The 18,682-nt window shown below is 32.2% G+C and carries 20 protein-coding genes; all 20 read right to left on the reverse strand.

From position 1 onward, the window contains the following. Positions 1–232 precede the first annotated feature (232 nt). The gene (locus OM075_RS13070; protein ID WP_301190969.1) at positions 233–1,465 is read right to left on the reverse strand and encodes a Pycsar system effector family protein; all 1,233 of its coding nucleotides are present in this window, start codon (positions 1,463–1,465) and stop codon (positions 233–235) included. Between the two features lie 11 nt (positions 1,466–1,476). Next, positions 1,477–3,474 carry a polyphosphate kinase 1 gene (gene ppk1, locus OM075_RS13075; protein ID WP_301190970.1) on the reverse strand — a complete coding sequence of 666 codons (1,998 nt, stop codon included), beginning with the start codon at positions 3,472–3,474 and terminating at the stop codon, positions 1,477–1,479. A gap of 299 nt (positions 3,475–3,773) precedes the next feature. After that, the gene (locus OM075_RS13080; RefSeq protein WP_301190971.1) at positions 3,774–3,899 is read right to left on the reverse strand and encodes a hypothetical protein; all 126 of its coding nucleotides are present in this window, start codon (positions 3,897–3,899) and stop codon (positions 3,774–3,776) included. Positions 3,900–3,912: 13 nt separating this feature from the next. Next, the gene (locus OM075_RS13085; protein ID WP_301190972.1) at positions 3,913–4,353 is read right to left on the reverse strand and encodes a MarR family winged helix-turn-helix transcriptional regulator; all 441 of its coding nucleotides are present in this window, start codon (positions 4,351–4,353) and stop codon (positions 3,913–3,915) included. A gap of 191 nt (positions 4,354–4,544) precedes the next feature. After that, positions 4,545–5,024: a glutathione peroxidase gene (locus OM075_RS13090; protein ID WP_301190973.1), complete on the reverse strand. Its 480-nt coding sequence runs from the start codon at positions 5,022–5,024 to the stop codon at positions 4,545–4,547. Between the two features lie 120 nt (positions 5,025–5,144). After that, positions 5,145–5,669 (reverse strand): hypothetical protein, encoded by a 525-nt coding sequence (locus OM075_RS13095; RefSeq protein WP_301190974.1) that lies wholly within the window; start codon positions 5,667–5,669, stop codon positions 5,145–5,147. 59 nt (positions 5,670–5,728) lie between these two features. After that, the gene (locus tag OM075_RS13100; protein ID WP_301190975.1) at positions 5,729–6,151 is read right to left on the reverse strand and encodes a GNAT family N-acetyltransferase; all 423 of its coding nucleotides are present in this window, start codon (positions 6,149–6,151) and stop codon (positions 5,729–5,731) included. After that, positions 6,144–7,067 (reverse strand): mechanosensitive ion channel family protein, encoded by a 924-nt coding sequence (locus OM075_RS13105; RefSeq protein WP_301190976.1) that lies wholly within the window; start codon positions 7,065–7,067, stop codon positions 6,144–6,146. Before OM075_RS13105 ends, OM075_RS13100 begins: the two co-directional genes overlap by 8 nt. A gap of 152 nt (positions 7,068–7,219) precedes the next feature. Continuing rightward, entirely contained in the window at positions 7,220–9,187 is a 1,968-nt protein-coding gene (locus OM075_RS13110; protein ID WP_301190977.1) for a GNAT family N-acetyltransferase, read from the reverse strand. Between the two features lie 276 nt (positions 9,188–9,463). Continuing rightward, complete coding sequence (locus OM075_RS13115; RefSeq protein WP_301190978.1) at positions 9,464–10,231, reverse strand: transporter; 768 nt, start codon at positions 10,229–10,231, stop codon at positions 9,464–9,466. 134 nt (positions 10,232–10,365) lie between these two features. Further along, positions 10,366–10,887 (reverse strand): GNAT family N-acetyltransferase, encoded by a 522-nt coding sequence (locus OM075_RS13120; protein ID WP_301190979.1) that lies wholly within the window; start codon positions 10,885–10,887, stop codon positions 10,366–10,368. 51 nt (positions 10,888–10,938) lie between these two features. Beyond that, on the reverse strand, positions 10,939–11,895 hold the full coding sequence (locus tag OM075_RS13125) for a transglutaminase domain-containing protein (RefSeq protein ID WP_301190980.1): 957 nt from the start codon (positions 11,893–11,895) through the stop codon (positions 10,939–10,941). A 259-nt stretch (positions 11,896–12,154) separates the two neighbouring features. Then, positions 12,155–12,901 (reverse strand): hypothetical protein, encoded by a 747-nt coding sequence (locus OM075_RS13130; protein ID WP_301190981.1) that lies wholly within the window; start codon positions 12,899–12,901, stop codon positions 12,155–12,157. A 391-nt stretch (positions 12,902–13,292) separates the two neighbouring features. Further along, positions 13,293–14,378 carry a molybdenum ABC transporter ATP-binding protein gene (gene modC / locus OM075_RS13135; protein WP_301190982.1) on the reverse strand — a complete coding sequence of 362 codons (1,086 nt, stop codon included), beginning with the start codon at positions 14,376–14,378 and terminating at the stop codon, positions 13,293–13,295. Further along, positions 14,365–15,063, reverse strand: coding sequence for a molybdate ABC transporter permease subunit (modB, locus tag OM075_RS13140; RefSeq protein ID WP_301190983.1), 699 nt, complete (start codon positions 15,061–15,063; stop codon positions 14,365–14,367). Before modB ends, modC begins: the two co-directional genes overlap by 14 nt. A gap of 143 nt (positions 15,064–15,206) precedes the next feature. Further along, a complete protein-coding gene (gene modA / locus OM075_RS13145; protein ID WP_301190984.1) occupies positions 15,207–15,989 on the reverse strand; it encodes a molybdate ABC transporter substrate-binding protein in 783 nt (260 codons plus the stop codon). A 36-nt stretch (positions 15,990–16,025) separates the two neighbouring features. Then, positions 16,026–17,222 carry a porin gene (locus OM075_RS13150; RefSeq protein WP_301190985.1) on the reverse strand — a complete coding sequence of 399 codons (1,197 nt, stop codon included), beginning with the start codon at positions 17,220–17,222 and terminating at the stop codon, positions 16,026–16,028. Positions 17,223–17,372: 150 nt separating this feature from the next. Continuing rightward, positions 17,373–17,861, reverse strand: coding sequence for a tRNA (N6-threonylcarbamoyladenosine(37)-N6)-methyltransferase TrmO (gene tsaA / locus OM075_RS13155; protein ID WP_301190986.1), 489 nt, complete (start codon positions 17,859–17,861; stop codon positions 17,373–17,375). 51 nt (positions 17,862–17,912) lie between these two features. Beyond that, positions 17,913–18,245 carry a winged helix-turn-helix domain-containing protein gene (locus OM075_RS13160; protein ID WP_301190987.1) on the reverse strand — a complete coding sequence of 111 codons (333 nt, stop codon included), beginning with the start codon at positions 18,243–18,245 and terminating at the stop codon, positions 17,913–17,915. Positions 18,246–18,267: 22 nt separating this feature from the next. Beyond that, positions 18,268–18,480, reverse strand: coding sequence for a TOBE domain-containing protein (locus OM075_RS13165; protein ID WP_301190988.1), 213 nt, complete (start codon positions 18,478–18,480; stop codon positions 18,268–18,270). Positions 18,481–18,682: the final 202 nt, after the last annotated feature.

Raw genomic sequence — 18,682 nt, forward strand, 5'->3', positions numbered from 1 at the left:
CAGGAGTGGAGTAATTCTAAAATCGACCTCAGATTAAAAATAGTCGGTAAAATTAAGGTATTGATAACAGAGGGGTAATGATAAGGAAGTAATAAACGTAGATATTTGCTTTCGAAGAAAAAAACACATAAAAGTAAATTTTCCTCCCAACAATTCCTGTGTGTACCGGAGGTCGTTTTCATTCCTGAATCGACCTCCTTTTTCTTTTTATATATTCTGCTGATTAGCTAATTTATTGCATTTGAACAATGTAATTGTAGTTGGCAAATATCTTAATCATAAAAATAATGATTGAAACAAGTAAGCCGGCAACAAAGGTAATATAGCCTGTTCTTAAATAACTGTATTTTTTATTCAACACTTTACCCAGGTAATATAAATCTCTGGTTAAAGTTTTATATAAATAATCTTTATCGTTTAACAATTCATCAATACTCCATTCAAAATCATCTAAATTCATTTTATGGAAGTTGCCAAAGAATACGATGTTACCTCTTCGTTTTATAACATCTTCTCTTGAAAGGATGCCGTGAGTGGTTCGAGGAATGGTAGAAATAATTGATATAATAATTGTAGTAATACTGCTGGTTACCAGGAATATTGCAGGCAGTGTTAAGTAAGGATTATTATCAAGTTTTGGAAATAATGTAGAAAGGACAATTGAAATAATGATGGCATTAACACTTATCAGCGTATTTGCCTTATCATCTGCTATACGGCTGAGGGTAACATGGTTTCTTAATTCAATACGGAACATTGTTTCTACACCCTTATCAGGCTTGCTCTTGTTTGTTTTTTTCTTAGTTGGTTTCTTCTTGAATTTTGTAGTTTCCTCAACCAGTTTATCCAGCGATTCAATATTCATTTTAGATAATTCAATTAGTCGTGTTTTATTTTTTTCCTTTCCTGGATTATAATTTTCAATAGCATATTCAGTGTAGTACTTGTTTTCATCAAAGAAAACAATACACTCTTCAATCCATTTTTTGGGAGTGAGTTCTTTCCAATTACTGATCTCTTTATATAAATCAATGAATGGCTTATAAATATAATTCCCCTTTTTAAGGTGGTTTAAATCAGCATCTTTAATGATGCCTTCATATACGTTTTCTGGTTTGTGCGATAGCTTGGTGGCTAAGATTAATTTCTTAATAAATTCAATTTTATCTTCGGCGATATTTTTTTTATGTAAGAATGTAGCAGCAAGTTCTGCGGATTTTATTTCATGATCTTTATGATCTATGCAAGATGTTATATCATGAAATAAAGATGCAATTTGAAGTAATTCAATTTGCTCTCCGGTAATATCTTTTGTGTTTGAAGCAATTTCAGTAATTGCCAGAAAAACATTTTCGGTATGCTCCCAATTATGAAATGAAATTTCCGGATTTGAAGTTTCTTCTATTTTTTGTTTTACTTCATCATAGCATTCTCTAACTAGTTCTGTATAGTTACCTTCAGTCATCTTCTGTTTTTTTATTGTTGTTGAACCAGGTCAAACATTTTTAATTGGGATGATTTAATATTATTTCCGCTAACATAAATATTTTCGCCTCCGTTGGAAATAATTCTTCCTTTTAAATTATCGTTAAGCTGGTAATTAATTTCTTCACATAAAAGATTTTGGTCTTTTTGTTTAAATACAGGAAAGGCCACTTCAATTCTTTTGTATAAGTTTCTGGTCATCCAATCCGCCGAAGCTAAATATGTTTGAGGATTGCCATTGTTATAAAAATGATATATGCGTGTATGTTCCAGAAACTGGTCAATAACACTTATTATTTTAATATTTTGTTTTTGCTTTTTAGTTAGGGGGTAATAACAGCAAATACCTCTCACAACCATATCAATTTTCACACCATTATCTCCAGCAAGTCTTATTTTATCAATCATTACAGGATCTTCGAGACTATTTAGTTTAATCATCATTCGAGCTGTAAAACCTTGTTTTGCATGAGCGATTTCCTGATCAATAAGTGCATCTATAGTACTTTGAAGTGTAAAAGGAGCAACTAAAAGGTGATTGAATTTAGGTTGGTATAATTCATCTTTCAAAAAGTTAAACACTTCATCAATGTCATTGGTGTATCTGGTATCAGAAGTTAATATGGCATGGTCAGCATATAATTTGGCTGTTTTTTCATTTAAATTCCCGGTGCCTATATATGCGTAATAATTGAGTTTGTTGTTTTCTCTTCTTTTAATTAAGAATGTTTTAGCATGAACTTTTAAGTTTTTGATGCCATATTTTACCGTAGCTCCAGCTCTTTCAAGTCTTTCGCCCCAATAAATATTTGATTCTTCATCAAATCGGGCTAATACCTCACACAGCATAAATACTTTTTTCCCATTTTGAGCTGCACGTTCAAGAGCTTCACAAACTTTGGAGTTTTTATTTACTCTATATAGTGTAATATTTATTTCAGTAACGTCCGGATCTGATGCGGCGTTATTAAGCAATGTGATAACATATTCAAAACTTTGATATGGATAACTTAAAAATATATCCTCATGTGCGAGTGTATTAAAGTAATCTTTTGAATCCTGTAATTCTGGACAAGGAATATAATCGGGTTTGTTTCTATAAAGATGTGGTTTATTATTAAATGTAGGAAAGGAGAAGAAATCATAAAAGTTATGATATTTTCCTCCGGGAATTAAGCTGGTCATGTCTAATCCCATCTTTTTTCTGAGATTATTAATATGTTTGAATGGGATATTTTCATTAAATAATAAGCGACATGGAAGCCCGGTTTCTCTTTTCTTTAAACTCTTTTGAATCTTTTTTACAATATCTTCGTCTTGTTCTTCGTCAATGTATAATTCAGCATCTCTTGATATTTTTATGGCATATATTTCTACATTGTTGTCCAGATATTTGCTTACATTATATTTAAAAATATCATCGAGTTGTACGATTTTGTATTGATCATTATGTTGAGAAAGCATGATAAAACGGCCCCATTTGTCATAATCTAACTCAAGTAAATATTGTTTTTTATCGGTTATGAAGTACAAATAAATCACCTGGTTTTTTAGTTCCACTTTTGGTTCATTTGTAATGTCAAAAAGTGAAAACTGATCTTTTAAATGTTGATCAAAATACTCAGAAACTAAATTTATATCCGCAGTAGATAAGTTTTGGTGCAGAAATGTGATACCTTCCTTTTCCATTCCCGGAATGATTTCGGTATAAAATATATTTCCCAGTTTTTCCTGTTGTTCGCTAACAATGGTATTTATTTGTTGCAGTACATATGATGGGCGATATCCAAATTTGTTTTTTTTATCACCATTATATTTTTGTTCAAACCGATGACTGGCTACTCTGACTTTATAAAACTCTTCCAGGTTAGATGAATATATAGCAATAAAGTTGAGGCGTTCCATTAATGGTATAGATTGGTCTGCTATCTCCTGCAGAATACGTGCGTTAAAACTAACCCAACTTAAGTCTCTATCGATATATTTCATTATTTATTTTATAGTTATTGGAAATAAAACAATGGTTATAAAATTAATTTGAAGTTTTTGAAATTCATAGTGAATTTGTCATGAAGTGAATAAATGTTGGTGTTTATCATACTTTGGGCATTTATCAAATATCTAAACGTAATCATTATTCTTTTCTTGTGGAGGCTATGCATAAAAATAAACTTTGAAGTTATGGGAGATTTCTTTTGATGTATTGTTGAGTAAACGGACATTGAACCATGCATTTAAGGCATGTGGTGCATTTATTTATATCAATCATTTCATCTCTGGAGACACCTTCATTCCAGATTATTCCTTTTATAGCCTTGGTTTTGTTCTGACGATAAGTTTCTGATATCAATAAATTCAACAAAATCAGCACCTTGATTTTTTAGAAAAGATACTATTTCGTTATTTATCGACATAGAAAAGCGGTGTTTATTTGGTTAGATGTTCAATGATTGTTTCAAGTTTTTTTTTGAGATCTATTAAATCTTCAATATTTAAAGATGAATCTAATAGTTTATGGCTTAAACTTTGGGGAATTTCACTAGCCTTGTTTTTTAATTTTTTACCCTTTGAGGTAAGTTTTACAATTACTTTTCTTTCATCATCTGCCGATCGTGATCGTTCTATGAGTTGTTGAGTTTCCATTCTTTTTAATAATGGCGTAACTGTATTTGTATTAAGTATGAGTTTTTTTGCGATATCGTTAACACCAATCTGGTCCGTTTCCCATAAAATCATTAACACCAGGTATTGCGGATAGGTAATGTTCAGCTTATCAAGGTATGGCTGATATTCGCGAGTAAATAACCTTGATACTGCATAAACAGGAAAACACAACTGATTTTCTAATTTTAATGGATCGTGACTCATTTTTATCTGCTTAAATTAAAACTCAAAAATAGGCAATTTGTGACAAGGTATTCATTAATGCATGTTTATTTCAAACGATTTTAATGATACAACTATTCAGTATGATTTATAAAAAGCTCTCAAATAGCATCCCTTTAGTAAAAATGAAGGATACTATAAGGAGCTTTAAAAATGGCTTTACTGCTTAATAATTAAATCATATTAGCAATATATTTTTCAATTTTTTCTGGCTTTGTGATGGGAGCAAAGCGTTTAACAGGATTTCCGTTTTTATCAATTAAGAATTTTGTAAAGTTCCATTTTATATTGTCACCAAAGGTTCCTTTTAGTTTTGATTTTAAGTATTTGTAGATTGGATGTGCATTGTCTCCATTCACATCAATTTTAGAAAACATCGGAAATGTAACTCCATAATTAATCAGACAGCCCTCTGATATTGATTTTTCATCACCAGGTTCCTGCTTAGCAAATTGATTACACGGGAAACCAAGGATGACAAAATTTTTGTCCTTATATTTTTTGTATAACTCCTCTAAACCTTTGTATTGGGGCGTTAATCCGCACTTGCTTGCTGTATTTACAATCAGTATTGTCTTTCCTTTAAATTCTTCTAAACTAATCTCGTTACCTTGAAGTGTTTTTGCTGAAAATTGATAAATGTTACTTTGCATATTAAGTTCTTAAATAAATATCATGAATAAAAATATCGCACGCGATACAAAATTACAAAATATATTTAAGTCGCAAGCGATATAAATTGAAATTAATAATATCATGATATATAAATTGACTTATACAGCACTTCCGTTTTTGTATTCAGATAAAATTTTCTTTGTTAATTTCTCAGTAGAATCAGTACCTAAAAAATTAAAGAATTCAAGGGTAAGATGCTGGTTTTCATATTGAATACTTCTAAGCTCTGCAATTTGACTGATGAATTTCCAAAAACGAGTTTTGATTAAAGTGTTTTCATTCACTCTGTTTTTGGAAATCAACATATAATTGTGATCAAATGCTAACCTGTTGCAGTTTTTTTTGAAACTATAAATGAATTCCAAAAATCTATTGTATTTAATTATTTTCCATTCATCGTCAGAATTTATTCTTAAAGGAGATACTTCAACTATAGTATTCTTTGTCATTAAGTAATCCCTAAAATTTCTGGCTGCATTATCTGACAGTTGACGGAGTAAACTTATTTTAATTTCAAAATCATCAATTTTATAAATTAGTTTAGCTTCTAGTATGTAGCTGTTTACCATGCCACTTATAGCAGCATTATATTTTAATGCAAAAGCTTCCCATGTTTGTGTCAACTTTTCATTATGCTGATAAAATCTACTTTTTTTGTCTTTTAGGGTTATGGCTCTTTCAATTATTTTTCGGTAATTGGTTGCTTCTTTTTAATTTCCATCATAATTTCGGGCTTGCTAAGGGATTCGAATCCAAATTGTTTATAAAGGCCGTGCGCATCATTAGTGGCAAGTCCCCACCTGTTAAGATTCTGAAGCTCCTGATGGTTCATGATTGCATTCATTAAACTTTTACCATAGCCTTTTCCCTGATATTCTTTAAGAATAAAAACATCCATAATATAAGCATAAATGGTATAATCAGTAACCACTCTGGCAAAACCAACTTGATTATCATTAATATATACTCCAAAGCATAAAGAGTGATCAATAGAACGTTGAATCGTTTCAATATTTCTATCTTTTGCCCAATAGGATTCTTCTGATAAGTATTTGTGTATTACATTGATGTTTAATTTGCTTTTGTCTGTGGATATCTCAATCATTGTTTATGTTTTTATTTTCCAGGTTAATTCTTGTTCTAGGTAAACTTTCAGGATAATTTTTTTGAATAAACTCAATCATTTTTTCTCGAATAAATACTCTTAAATCCCATGCTGTTGGTGAGTTTTTAGCACTTACTAGTATTCTTATCTCCATGGCTTTGGGAGTTGAATCTGTTACCTGAAGTACATTTACATTTTTATCCCATAAATCACAATCATTCAGCAAGCGGGTAAGTTCTTCACGTAAAGGTTCAATTGGAACAGTGTAATCTGTATAAATAAATACGGTTCCTATAATATCAGCCGTTGTTCTGGTCCAGTTTTGAAATGGTTTTTCAAGAAAGTAAGTAGAAGGTAAAACCAGTCGACGTTTATCCCAGATTCGAACGACTACATAAGTCAGATTAATTTCTTCAATCCATCCCCATTCATTTTCAACAACAACGGCATCATCTACTCTAAAAGGTTGAGTAATGGCAATTTGAATACCAGCTAAAAGTGCACCCATTATTTTTTGAGCCGATAAACCTATTATAATACCAACAACCCCGGCCGAAGCAAAAATACCAATACCAATTTCTTTTATGCTTTCAATGGAAAATAGGATTAAACCAACTGAAGTTATAATAATGATAAAGACAATCACTTTTTCCAACAGATTGATTTGAGTAATCAGTTTTCGGGATTTAAGATTGTCCTCATTGGTTATATCGTACTTTTTTAATAATCGTGTTTTTAAAATGCCAACAACTTCAATTGAAATCCAAGAAATACATGCAATGATCAACGCATTTTTCAAGGTAATAAAGAAGTTGCTATCCCATATTTCAGGCTGGTTAAGTAATGCTAATACATTTTTACTTGCAATAAGAATGATCAAGAGTATAGTACTAATAACTAGTCTGGTTCGTTTCATACGCATCATATTTTAGTGAGTTTAATAAAGAAACAAAGCAAATGTTAAAATTGCAATCAATTTCATGTTAATTGTAGTTAAACTATAAAATAATAGATGGTAATCCTTTAAATGTTAACCTTCATTTTGGGAATTAAAGGTTTTTACATTGATTAGGATAATTTATTAGTGGTAAAATTAATTTTACGAATGTTTTTGGCAATTTCTATTCGGTTTATAATGGAATCAATCAATGTATCGTAGAGTTGATCTTTCAAAACAATGTCTTCAATACCATAATCTAAATTTGGATTGTCGTTAACTTCTACAACGTACACTTTGCCGTTTACCAGTTTTAGATCTACACCATATAATCCATCTCCAATTAATGACGCTGCTTTTAAAGCTGTTTTAACAATGTCTGTGGGAACATCCTCAATATTCAAAGTTTCTGAATCTCCTTCCTGTTCACCGGAATTGCTGTTCCAGTTATAAATTTGCCAATGGTCTTTTGACATGTAATATTTACAGGCAAAATAAGGTTTGTTGTCTAAAATACCAATACGCCAATCGAATTCGGAGTACAGAAATTCCTGACAGATCACCATATCCGAGATTTTAAATAGCTTATGTAATTCATTTACAACTTCTTCTTTTGAATTTACCTTAATTACACCTAATGAAAAAGCACTATCAGGTTGTTTTAATACCAAAGGATATTTAAAGTCGTTTAATTGCGAGGCTTCAAATAGGTTTTTAGTTAAAACGGTTGTTTTGGGTGTACGTATTTTATGTTTTTTGAATAGTTCGTTTTGATATATTTTATTAGAGCATCGCATGATAGACCAGGGGTCATCAATTACAACAAGCCCTTCCGCAAATGCCAGGCGCGACATCTCATAAGTATGATGGTTTACATTTGTTGTTTCACGAATAAATAAAGCATCAAATTCATTTATTTTATCAGCATCATTTTTTGTGATAAATTCAACATATAGTCCTTTTTTATTGGCTGCTTTTTTTATGCGTTGTAAAGCTTCCTGATTGGAAGGAGGGTTGACTTCATTTGGATTAACCAAAATAGCTAAATCGTATTTGTAATTGGTTAACTTCGGTAGATTGTATCTTTTTTTATTAAAGTAGTTTGAAGCATATGTATATAACGATTCCGACTCTTCTGCAGAGATATTTTTAAGCGTTAAAATTTTAATATCTTTTATCAACCATTTGTCATGTTTTATAAAGTTTACCTTAAATAAAGGTGCTTCAAACAAAAGATATAACTTGTTTGCCAGGTTGTTATAAGCTTTATTGGTAGTTTGCCCAAAATATATATTTAACGAAAAAGAATTTGTATCGTGTTTTTTCAGTAATTGATTAATAAGTTCATCTACTTCATATGCAGCAGAATGAATAACATTAATAATCCTGAAATCACGAATTGTTGCAATACTTGGTATTACTCTTTGTCCACGAGCCGAAGCCAGTAGCGAAATGTAATAGCCATAACTCTGGTACTTGTAGGAGCTACAAAGGTTAAATACCCTGTAATCGCTGCTATTTTGATAAATTGGATTGTTTATATATTCCTTTACAGAGATAATGTTAGCATTAATATCAGCATTATCCCATTTAAAAGGCTGGTTAATAACGATGAGGTTATTTGTTTTTTTTAGTTTAGGAATAATATTGGTTTTATATTCCATTTTTATAGCATCTTCGTTGGTACAATAATAATCTTTAATATTATTGATTTGATTAAAGCCTTTATTCTTATACCATTCTATTAATTTATTGTTGTTAGCGCTAGCTTCAAGTACTATGCGTTCAAAATTATTTTGGTTAGCATATTCAATCACATGTTTTAAAAGATAATCTCCTAATCCTTTATTTTGAAACTCTTTAATTATGGCAATTGAATACAAGCGAAGTGTATTTTTATATTTAAAAAGTACTACAGATCCAATGCTGGTTTTGATTTTGTTTTTTAGTTCAGCAATAAGAATTTCCTGAAAAGAACTCTTAATGCCTTTTCTTAAACTCTCTTTGGAATTTTGTTGAAAAAGAGGGAATGCCTTTTTTTCCAATTCAAATAAAAAGGATAAATCCTCTGGTTCGGCCTTACGTATACAAATATTCATGTATTGATTATATGGATAATGATATGATGTATTTATACATTTTTTAATGCTGTAATCAAGGTTTCAAATGTAATTATTTGTTGATGCAAAAAAACTTTGAGAGCAATTTTTTTACATGTTAAAGGATAATTTTTTCAGGGTCTGAGAATTTTATGTAATATGATGGTAAGGTGCATATATTCAGGTGTATATTGGAGGGTTTGTTCGGGTGGTTTGATAGAACTATTTATGACTCATTTTAATAAGTTGTAATATAACTTTCTGTAATAAAATACATCATTTACTAATCAAATAACTCAATCCAAATCCAATAAAATGATCTGTAGCTTCATCATTTACGCCAATACCAAAAGAGAAATCTAATTGAAGATTTGGTTTTACCAAATAGGTTAAACCTGCATCCAATAAATGTAGCTTATCCCCAACTTCAGGTAACAGGCCATAGTATTCTCCAAAAACTCCAAATTGCTCAGTTACTGAAATGCCTAGAGAACCGGAATAAAAGTAACCTGGTCCTGCATTTTCTCCATCCCACTGCAAACCTAAATTATATCCTACAGAAAACATATCATTAAGAGTATGCGAAAAAGCCAATCTGAAATCGGCTGCAGTATATCTGGTTTTAAACTCATCTTTGGCTGTAAAAGGTAATATAAGTCCTCCTAAAATAGCTATTTCGGGTTTACAACCATCTTCATCCATAATTTTTGTTTTGTTACCGATGTATAAAGGTCCTAAACCCAGAGTTAATTCTTCGTTGTTTATTTTTTGTCCAAGAATATCAAAGCCTAATCTAATCTCTGTATTCTTTAATATCCCGTATCTGAAAAGGGTTGTAGGATAGGAGTAGCTATAATAATCATTACCAAAAGCATTATCTTTTTCAAAAAGAAAACCTGTTTCAATTTGTAAAGCATTTAACGGAACTACGGATGATGATTCCGTTTGATCTGGTCGATCTGTAACTAGTTCAGTTTGCTTTTCTTGAGAAAATACTAATGCAGAGAATAATAGTAATATGGAAGTTGTTATGTACGATTTCATATGTCTTAATTTTGTTATTACTTACCATAAGTAACTCACCAATTTAGTCATCTTCATGATTGAAAAAATCTTTATTGGGGCTCGTTGTATATGTTTAGTTTTAAAGATTGATTTATTAAGCTTTTATTTCATTGTTATATAGAATAAGCTTTATTCTTTAATTCATAAACAAAAACTTTGTGGTTGTTGTTTGCCAATTCCTCTTTTATTTTTGTCATACCACAGGTTTCAGAAAGTTTTACTGATGCTATGTTGTTAGCATACATTCTGGCAATCAGTGTTTTTGTTTTAAGTGAGTGAAAAGCATAATCAATCAGGCCATTTAAAATTTCTTTCCCAAAACCCTTATTCCAATATAAAACATCAATAATATATCCCAACTCTAATATATTGGGAATATCAAATGAGTTAAAGAGTCCGGCTTCTCCGATAATTTCATTGGTTTCCTTTAGTTCTACAGTAAAAATGCCTATACCCATTTTGTGATTTACATTTATCTGTGTGTATTTTTCTTCCAATTCAGCATAACTCCAATCATATCTGCCAGATGAAATGTAGCGCATATTCTCTTCCTTGTTATAAATCTTCAATAATATGCCTATATCATCTTTTTCGATTCGTCTGATCAGGAGTCTGTTGGTTTTAATTATATTCATTTGGTATTAAGTATAATAATAAGAATTGTGTAAATGAAGTGCAGCGTATTTTTATTTCTGAATTTTAAAGGATATAAGAGAAGAGTTATCCGAATAGATCGTTAAATGAGTGCCAGAACCAGCTTTGATGTTGTAGTAGCATAAATCTCCTTTAATTTTAGGGTCTACAGAAAAAGCTTTTTTCTCACCGCTGTAGTTATATCCAATTTTGTTAGCTGCGCTGTTTTTTAGTACAATTGTAACAGAATGACCTCTCTTTATTTTGAGAATTCCAGAGTATGGTTTTATTAATTCAATGTCAGAGTTTAAATAATTTCGATAGAAGAGTGGGAGTTGGGCAAAATCTTTTGCTTTTTTATCTGTTAAAAGCCACTTTTTATCTTGAGGAAAATGATTGAAAAAGAACCGGTCTGGATCAGTAAAGAAATATAAGTCTGAAAACTCTTTTTTAAACTGAAATTCATTTCCGTCTAAAAAACCAGCAGCCCAGGTTGCATCAATCAATTTCCATTCGTTGCTTATTTTAACAGCATTCCAGGAGTGGTCAATATTTGTGGGCCCAATACCTATATCTCTTAATTTAGTTTTAGAAGCTCCACTAATCAACTCACATTCAATGCCTGATTGCTGGCATAGTATTTTAAAAAGTGTGGAATATCCGTGACAAACAGCTTTTCTGGTTTTTAAAGTTTGCTTTGCTAGATTTTCCTCAATCTCTTGAACTTTCTGTATTCTTTCTTCCTCTGTTCTATAAGAATACCTTATGGGCTTAGTTCCTGTTTTATACATTTTAACATCATAAGATATGTTTAATGCAATCCACGTATAAATGGCTCTTGCCTTTTCTTCCTGAGTTTTAAAATCCTGATTAATTAATTGACTTAATGGCCCTACCTTATTAAAAGATGTAGGGTAGGTTTTAACTTTTTCATCAATTAACTTGTAGTTTTGACTATATGATATTGTACATGTTAGTATTAAAAGAGCACTTATTATGATTGCTTTCATGCGTTTAAAAAATTAGTGTTACTTAGATAATCAGTGTTTCTTATTTAAAATCTAACTTTTTTAGCTAAGATAATTAAACGAATTAAGGCATTGAAAATTGCGTGCCAAAAAGATGAGGTTTTAGACTGACATATAAATAAATATTGAAAATAACTCAGAGTCATCGGGTAGGACTAAAAAAGACTGCTGATACATCAAAGTGATTATCTGGCAGTCTTTTATCTGTGACGATATCAGTTATTATATGAAGTGCTTTGTGTTAATAATGAACAGTAAGGTTGCCATTAATAATGTTTTTATTGCATAGTTGTTCTGGCCAGTTTGCAATAGTAGGAGCATCTTCAGGTAAATACCATTTCCATGCAATTAAATCATTAGTTACGCCAGGTGATCCTCCATCTTGAAGTTCTATTACAATTACCTGGTCTATTCGGCAATTTTTTCCGCTTACATGAGTACTGCCATGTGAACCTTCTTCGCCAGAATCTTCGTGTGCTTCAGAATCATGACCCTCTTCTGTTTCTGCAATTTCGGCATCACCCTCTTCCTCTCCATGTTCGTCATGACCTCCTTCAGCTTCGGTTCTGCATTTTTTTGAATCAGATATAACAGTGGCAATAATATATGCTTTGGCATTCACATCATCTATACTAACATCGTTAACATTAGCATAAATTTCGCGGTGAAAAGTTAAATCTTCCAGTGTTACCAGAAAATGTATTTCACCTTTAGCTGCTTTGTTATTTATTTCGCTTGCTTGTGTGGCATTAATATCCATAAAACCCCTTAGGTTTTCAGGTTGATTTCCCGAATCCTTTTCTTTAAAGGTAATCTCAATTGATCCGGTTGCCATAAGTTTTTTGCTTTTTGATTGCGGAGCACTTTTTAGTACTGCATCTCCATTCATTAATAGGTCCACATCTGTTAAATCATCACTATTTTGATCACAAGCTGTAACTGTGGTCAAGATTAATGATGCCAATAATAATTTCATTAGTTTTTTCATGTGTCTAGTATTTGTTTTTAATTGCCATATGGAACTTGCCAATTAAATCATCCTCATGTGTGAGAATTCGTTCTCATGGCTCGTTTCATCTTCTTAGTGATTTTAGTTTACTATAATGCTGATTCTTTTGATTTTATTTTTGGCATGCCACTGTATCGTTTATTTATAAAATCAAAAAAAATAATCTGAGTTACTAAATAATTTAAGTAGGTTAATTTGCAAAGGCAATAATGAATCACCATTCTTACAGTCTATTTTGACAGATGTAGAATTTGAATTGGTGAAAAAGCAATTGAAAATGAGGAAATTTGCTTATTGGGTGGTTTTGATATTAATAAAGCCCTCTGTGATGTTGAGTGCATCGCTGAGGGCTTAATTGTTTAGTAATTTGTTATCCGGCAACATCTATGGCTACAGATTTAAATAAGCACCAGATAGTACTTCCTTTATAAATGCCCATTCGTCGTTGAGATTCTGCGGTGATTTCTACAACAAGCTTGAATCCAGCATCAATAATACAAAGTAGCGTAGCTCCTTTACTTATGATTTCACTGATGGTTCCATACACCTGATTTTGAATGGAAATAGTATTTGATTTTTCAGTAGAAAGTGCGATGTCATCGGCGTTGATAAAAATCTTGATTTTTTGACCTTCTTTATAGTTGGATTTACTTTTTTCGCACGAAATCAAGACTTCACTTTCTTTGTGACCTCTCCATCCAAGCATGGTTAAACCGCTTTGGGGATTGGTGTTTAGAACAGTCATGTCAATTGAATTTACAATAGTACCTGCTCCGAAAATATCAGATATCCCTTTTACTTTTAATAAGTCGTAATATTCTCCATGGCCCAAACAAGCTCCTCCTTTAATTACAAAAAGGGTAGAAGTAAGTTTGAGTATATCAGGCAAATCATGACTGACTACTAAAATAGGAACTTGAACCTTTTGTTGTATTTTAATAATAAAAGGTAGTATTTGATTACGAAGGCTCATGTCAACCGCTGAAAAAGGTTCGTCTAACAGCAAAATATCAGGAGAAGAAAGCAAAGAGCGACCTAGTGCGGTTCTCTGTCTTTCTCCTCCTGAAATTTGAGCCGGCTTACTTTTTAACAAATGGCCAAGATTAAGCAGTTCAACAACTTCTTTAAAGCTTACTTTTTTATGCGCTGTTTTCTTTAGTCCGTAAAGTAAATTTTTCTCCACTGTCATATGTGGAAATAATCTCCCTTCCTGAAACACATAACCAATATTTCGCTTGTTTACAGGTATGTTGATTTTTTTTTGTGCATCAAAAACTACCCGGCCGCCAATTGTAATGCGACCGCTTTCGGGAGTAGCCAAACCAGAAATGGAATGTAACAACGAAGTTTTACCAGATCCGCTGGGGCCAAAAATACCTGTTATGCCATCAGAAAAACTTTCGTTAATGATCACATCGAAATTTTTGCGGGGGAGTTTAATATCAACCTCTGTCATTTTTTATCTTTTTAATATACCATTCCGAAAGCGTCATGGCTACAAATGAAATAACTATTGAAACAATTACTAATCTTAAAGTAGGATCTTCCTTTCCGGGTACTTGCATATAGGCATATATAGCCAGTGGAAGGGTTTGGGTTTCGCCTTCTATATTTCCGGCAAAAGTTATTGTAGCTCCAAACTCTCCTAATGATCGGGCAAAAGCAAGTATTGTACCTGAAATAATTCCGGGTAAAGCTAATGGAACGGTAATTTTAAAAAAGGTTTTTATCTTACCTGCTCCAAGCATTCTCGAAGCCTCTTCAAGACCTGTATCAACCATTTCCATGGCGGTTCGAACAGAACGAACGATCAGAGGAAATGACACAAAGACCGAAGCTATTACAGCTGCCTGAAACGAGAAAGAAAGCTTAATTCCAAAACTATCCATTAACCATTGACCTATTAAACTTTTAGAGCCTAAAAGCAATAGTAATAAATAGCCTGTGGTTACCGGTGGCATTACTAATGGTAAATGAATAATACTTTCAATTACAGATTTGCCGTAAAAGTTATATCGAGCCATTTTATAACCTACCCATAATGCCAATGGCAGGCTAATAAGCGAGCAATATACCGCTACTTTTACAGACAAAAATATGGCCTGTAATTCTGCGTCGTTAAAGCTAAATAGTTCAGTCATTGTTTAATAAATATTTTATCAATAGTTTATGTCTATCATATCGGGATATCATTAAGTTGATTTTGTGTTTGCCGATAATTGGGGTTTATTATCAGTAATCAACATTAATGGTACCTCGATAAAACTACATACAATCTTAATAGTTAATTAAAACCATATTTTTCCCAGATAACTTTAGTTTCGTCAGCCAGGAGGTATTTATAGAAATCTTTAGCAATTTGATTGTTATTAATTACACCCGAAACGTACATAATCGGCTTGTGTGAATTTTCTGGAAAAGTATTTAATATTTTTACTTTACTTGATTTCAAAGCATCCGTTTTATATACTATTCCCATAGGAGCTTCTTCCATTTCAACAACCATTAGTGCAGAACGAACATCCTTAGCTGGAAGTATTTTTCCATTAAGTTTTGTATACCAGCCATAATAATCAAGAGATTGTTTGGCATATCTTCCTGCAGGAACGTGGGCCGGGTCCCCAATGGATAAGCGCTCTTTTCCCAGTAATGAAATAAAATCCAATGTGCTGTCAATTGCAAATGCCTTTATACTCGAATTTTTAGGAGTAATTAATACCAACTGGTTTTTTGCGATTGTCGATTTAAATCCCTGTTGAATATATCCCAGGCTGTCTATATAGTTTGCCCACTTGTTACTGGCCGAAATATAAATATCAGGTTTTCCTCCTTGTTCAATTTGTCGGGCCAGAGTGCCACTTGATGCCATATTGGTTTTTACTTTAACGTGATATTTTACTTCAAAAGAATCCACTATTTCATTTAAAACATCAGTTAAACTGGCGGCAGAAAAGACCATGATTGAGTTCACTTTATTTTCTGTCTTTGAATGACTTCCTCCACTACAAGAGATTAAAGAAATATAAATAATAGAGGCAAGTAGGAGCATTATATATTTTGATTTCATAAGTCTATTTTTTACGTTATTATTTAATGATCAGTATTATAGTCTAATTTGAAAAGCTAAACCTAAATAATCACCAACTTTTGCTGAAACAGATCCATCCTGAACAACATAGTGTAATGCAAGCTTTACTTTATCTTTATTCATATACCAGTTTATGCCAATATCGAGCGTTTTATCATCGCCAATATAGTTATATAAAGCTTGTTCACCTTCACCTTCATATTTATCGTAAGCAATAACCGGTTCTAAGTATTTATTACCTGCTATAAAATTATAACTTGCTTTTATGTGCCATTGGGTTCCTTCAAAATCTTCAAGACCAGAAGCTGAGCGTTTAAATTTGTAGTACTCCCCATCGATATGTAAACCGCCCAAATTAATTAACAGATCAGTTCCAAATGCTGAAGAGGAGTCAAAATATAGGTCTTCTGAAAGCTGACCATCAGACTGAGATGAACCACCAAAGCCAAGTGTTACGCCATTACGTTTTCGCCATTGGTTACCGGGCAGCCTGAATTTATATTTAGTTTGCTCCGGATCTCCAAATGAAAATAAAACATGACCTGTATATAATCTGCTGGCGTATTTACTACTTGAATAGGCTGCCGGTTCAAATGTTCCTATGCGGTAACTAAAGCCGAAGTTATTGTAGTTTTTTAATCCTCCAAATCCAAATCCACTTTCGCAACCATTGCCTCTTCCGGTAATAAACCTGCGCATAAACCAGTTGGCTCTTGTTCTGTCAAAAGTTGCCTGCGACCAGCACGAGGTATTGAATTCACGACTGATGGCAGCCCAGTAATAACCAGCATGTAAATGTAGCAGATCAGAGTTTTTTAATAGTTTGGCAGTAAGATAAGCATCCCAAATACTTACACCTCCATATGAACCTTTTGTTGAAGCGTAAGGATCTTGTCCCAGGCGATCTACGTTCATTTGAAAATGATAATTAAGCCATGAATATGGTGATCCACTGGCTCCAAAACGCAATCGACGAATGGAAATGTCTCCTCTGTCTTCGTATTTGGTTTCACCTTTTTTTTCTCCCATACTATATGTGGCCCATGTTTCAACCGCCAGAAAAGGTTGTAATACCTTGTCTTTATCGAAATCAGAAAAAGGAGACTTTGGAGCGTTTGATTTTTCTCCATTTTGAGCATTTAATCCAAGTGATTTTGCAGAAGCAAAAATCAAACAGATTATAAAAGTTCTTAACGTAATCGATTTTTTCATACTTTTGTTTTTAGTACAATTTATTTGTATTATCATTTTGGTGGTTTATAGCCTGTTCTCAATTATGTTATCATTTTCCGAACAATTATATAATTGAGATTTAGGGTTATAAACCATTTATTTATAAAAAAAGGTGGTAATTCATTTCAATTAATTTTTAAATCTTTCATCAGCTTTCATTTTTTGCACCGGGATGTCTTTGCTTTTTTCGAGCCATCCAATGGATACATTTTCCCGGTTGTCATATTTTGGGAAAAAGGGTTTGATATCAATTAAAGGAGTACCGTCGAGCATATCAACTTGCTCAATATGAAGTATATTTTTTTCAATACTTAAAAGTTTAACTGTTGATGTTCCAATAGCATTAGGGCGTTTAGGCGCTTTACATGAAAAAATGCCTCTTTTTTCAGTATCCATAAAAGGAACCACCTGAAGTTCATACCCATTAACTTTATGAAAATGGTATAATAAAGTAATGTGAGAAAAACCCTCCAGATCTTTTAATCCGTCAGTATATTCAGGTAATAATTCAATGTATCCTTTTGCATCTCCTGCAGCCATAGGCTGAATGGGCATATTTTTTATTTCTTTGTGTGGTGTATGAATTATTCCTATTGGTTTAATAATGATATCGTCCATATTAATCTGGTTTTGGATATCTAAAAAAAGATATCGGTATTTAAAAAAAAGCTACATGTTTATCTCTGCGTTAAATTTTTGGGTGAATTGACTAACAACTTTTTCCATAACGGCATATTCGTCTAAAATTAAACGACCAAAATCTGTAACAACAGCACCACCACCACCGCTTCCGCCCCGTTGTTTGGAAACTACAGGACTACTGGATATGGAATTCATTGCATCAATCATTTTCCAGGCTTTATTGTATGAAACTCCAACTTGTTTTGACGCTGTCAAAAGACTGCCTGTTTCTTCAATTAACCGAAGCAGATGTATTCTTTCCGGAGTTACTAATAATTTACCGTCTTTATTAACATGAATATGTAGTTCAACTTCAGTCATTAATAATTGTCATCTGTTTTAATTAATCATCAATACCAACCAATACTTCAGTTGATTTAATAATGGCATAAGCTTCTTTACCAGGTTTTAAATCGAGCTCCTTAATGGATTGCTTAGAGATTATTGAAATGATTTCGTTGCCTCCACCCAGATCAATAATTACTTTTGAAGTAATTAAGCCATCCTCAACAGCTTTAACAACTCCCTTTAATTGGTTTCTTGCACTAAGTTTCATTTAATAAGTTTTTAATTGCTACATGGTACAGGCTCTAAATAGAGTGACCTAAATTTGCTACTGTTTGTTTTTATCATTTAACAAAATCCGGATTCAATAGCTGATTTATCTGTCTATAATAAATATGCCATAAGTTCTAAGAAGCCTTAAATCAGAACTTAAAAAGTGAGACAACTTATCGGATCCTACATTTTTGTAGGAA

The sequence above is a fragment of the Plebeiibacterium sediminum genome, from assembly GCF_026013605.1.
GTDB lineage: Bacteria > Bacteroidota > Bacteroidia > Bacteroidales > Marinilabiliaceae > Saccharicrinis > Saccharicrinis sediminus.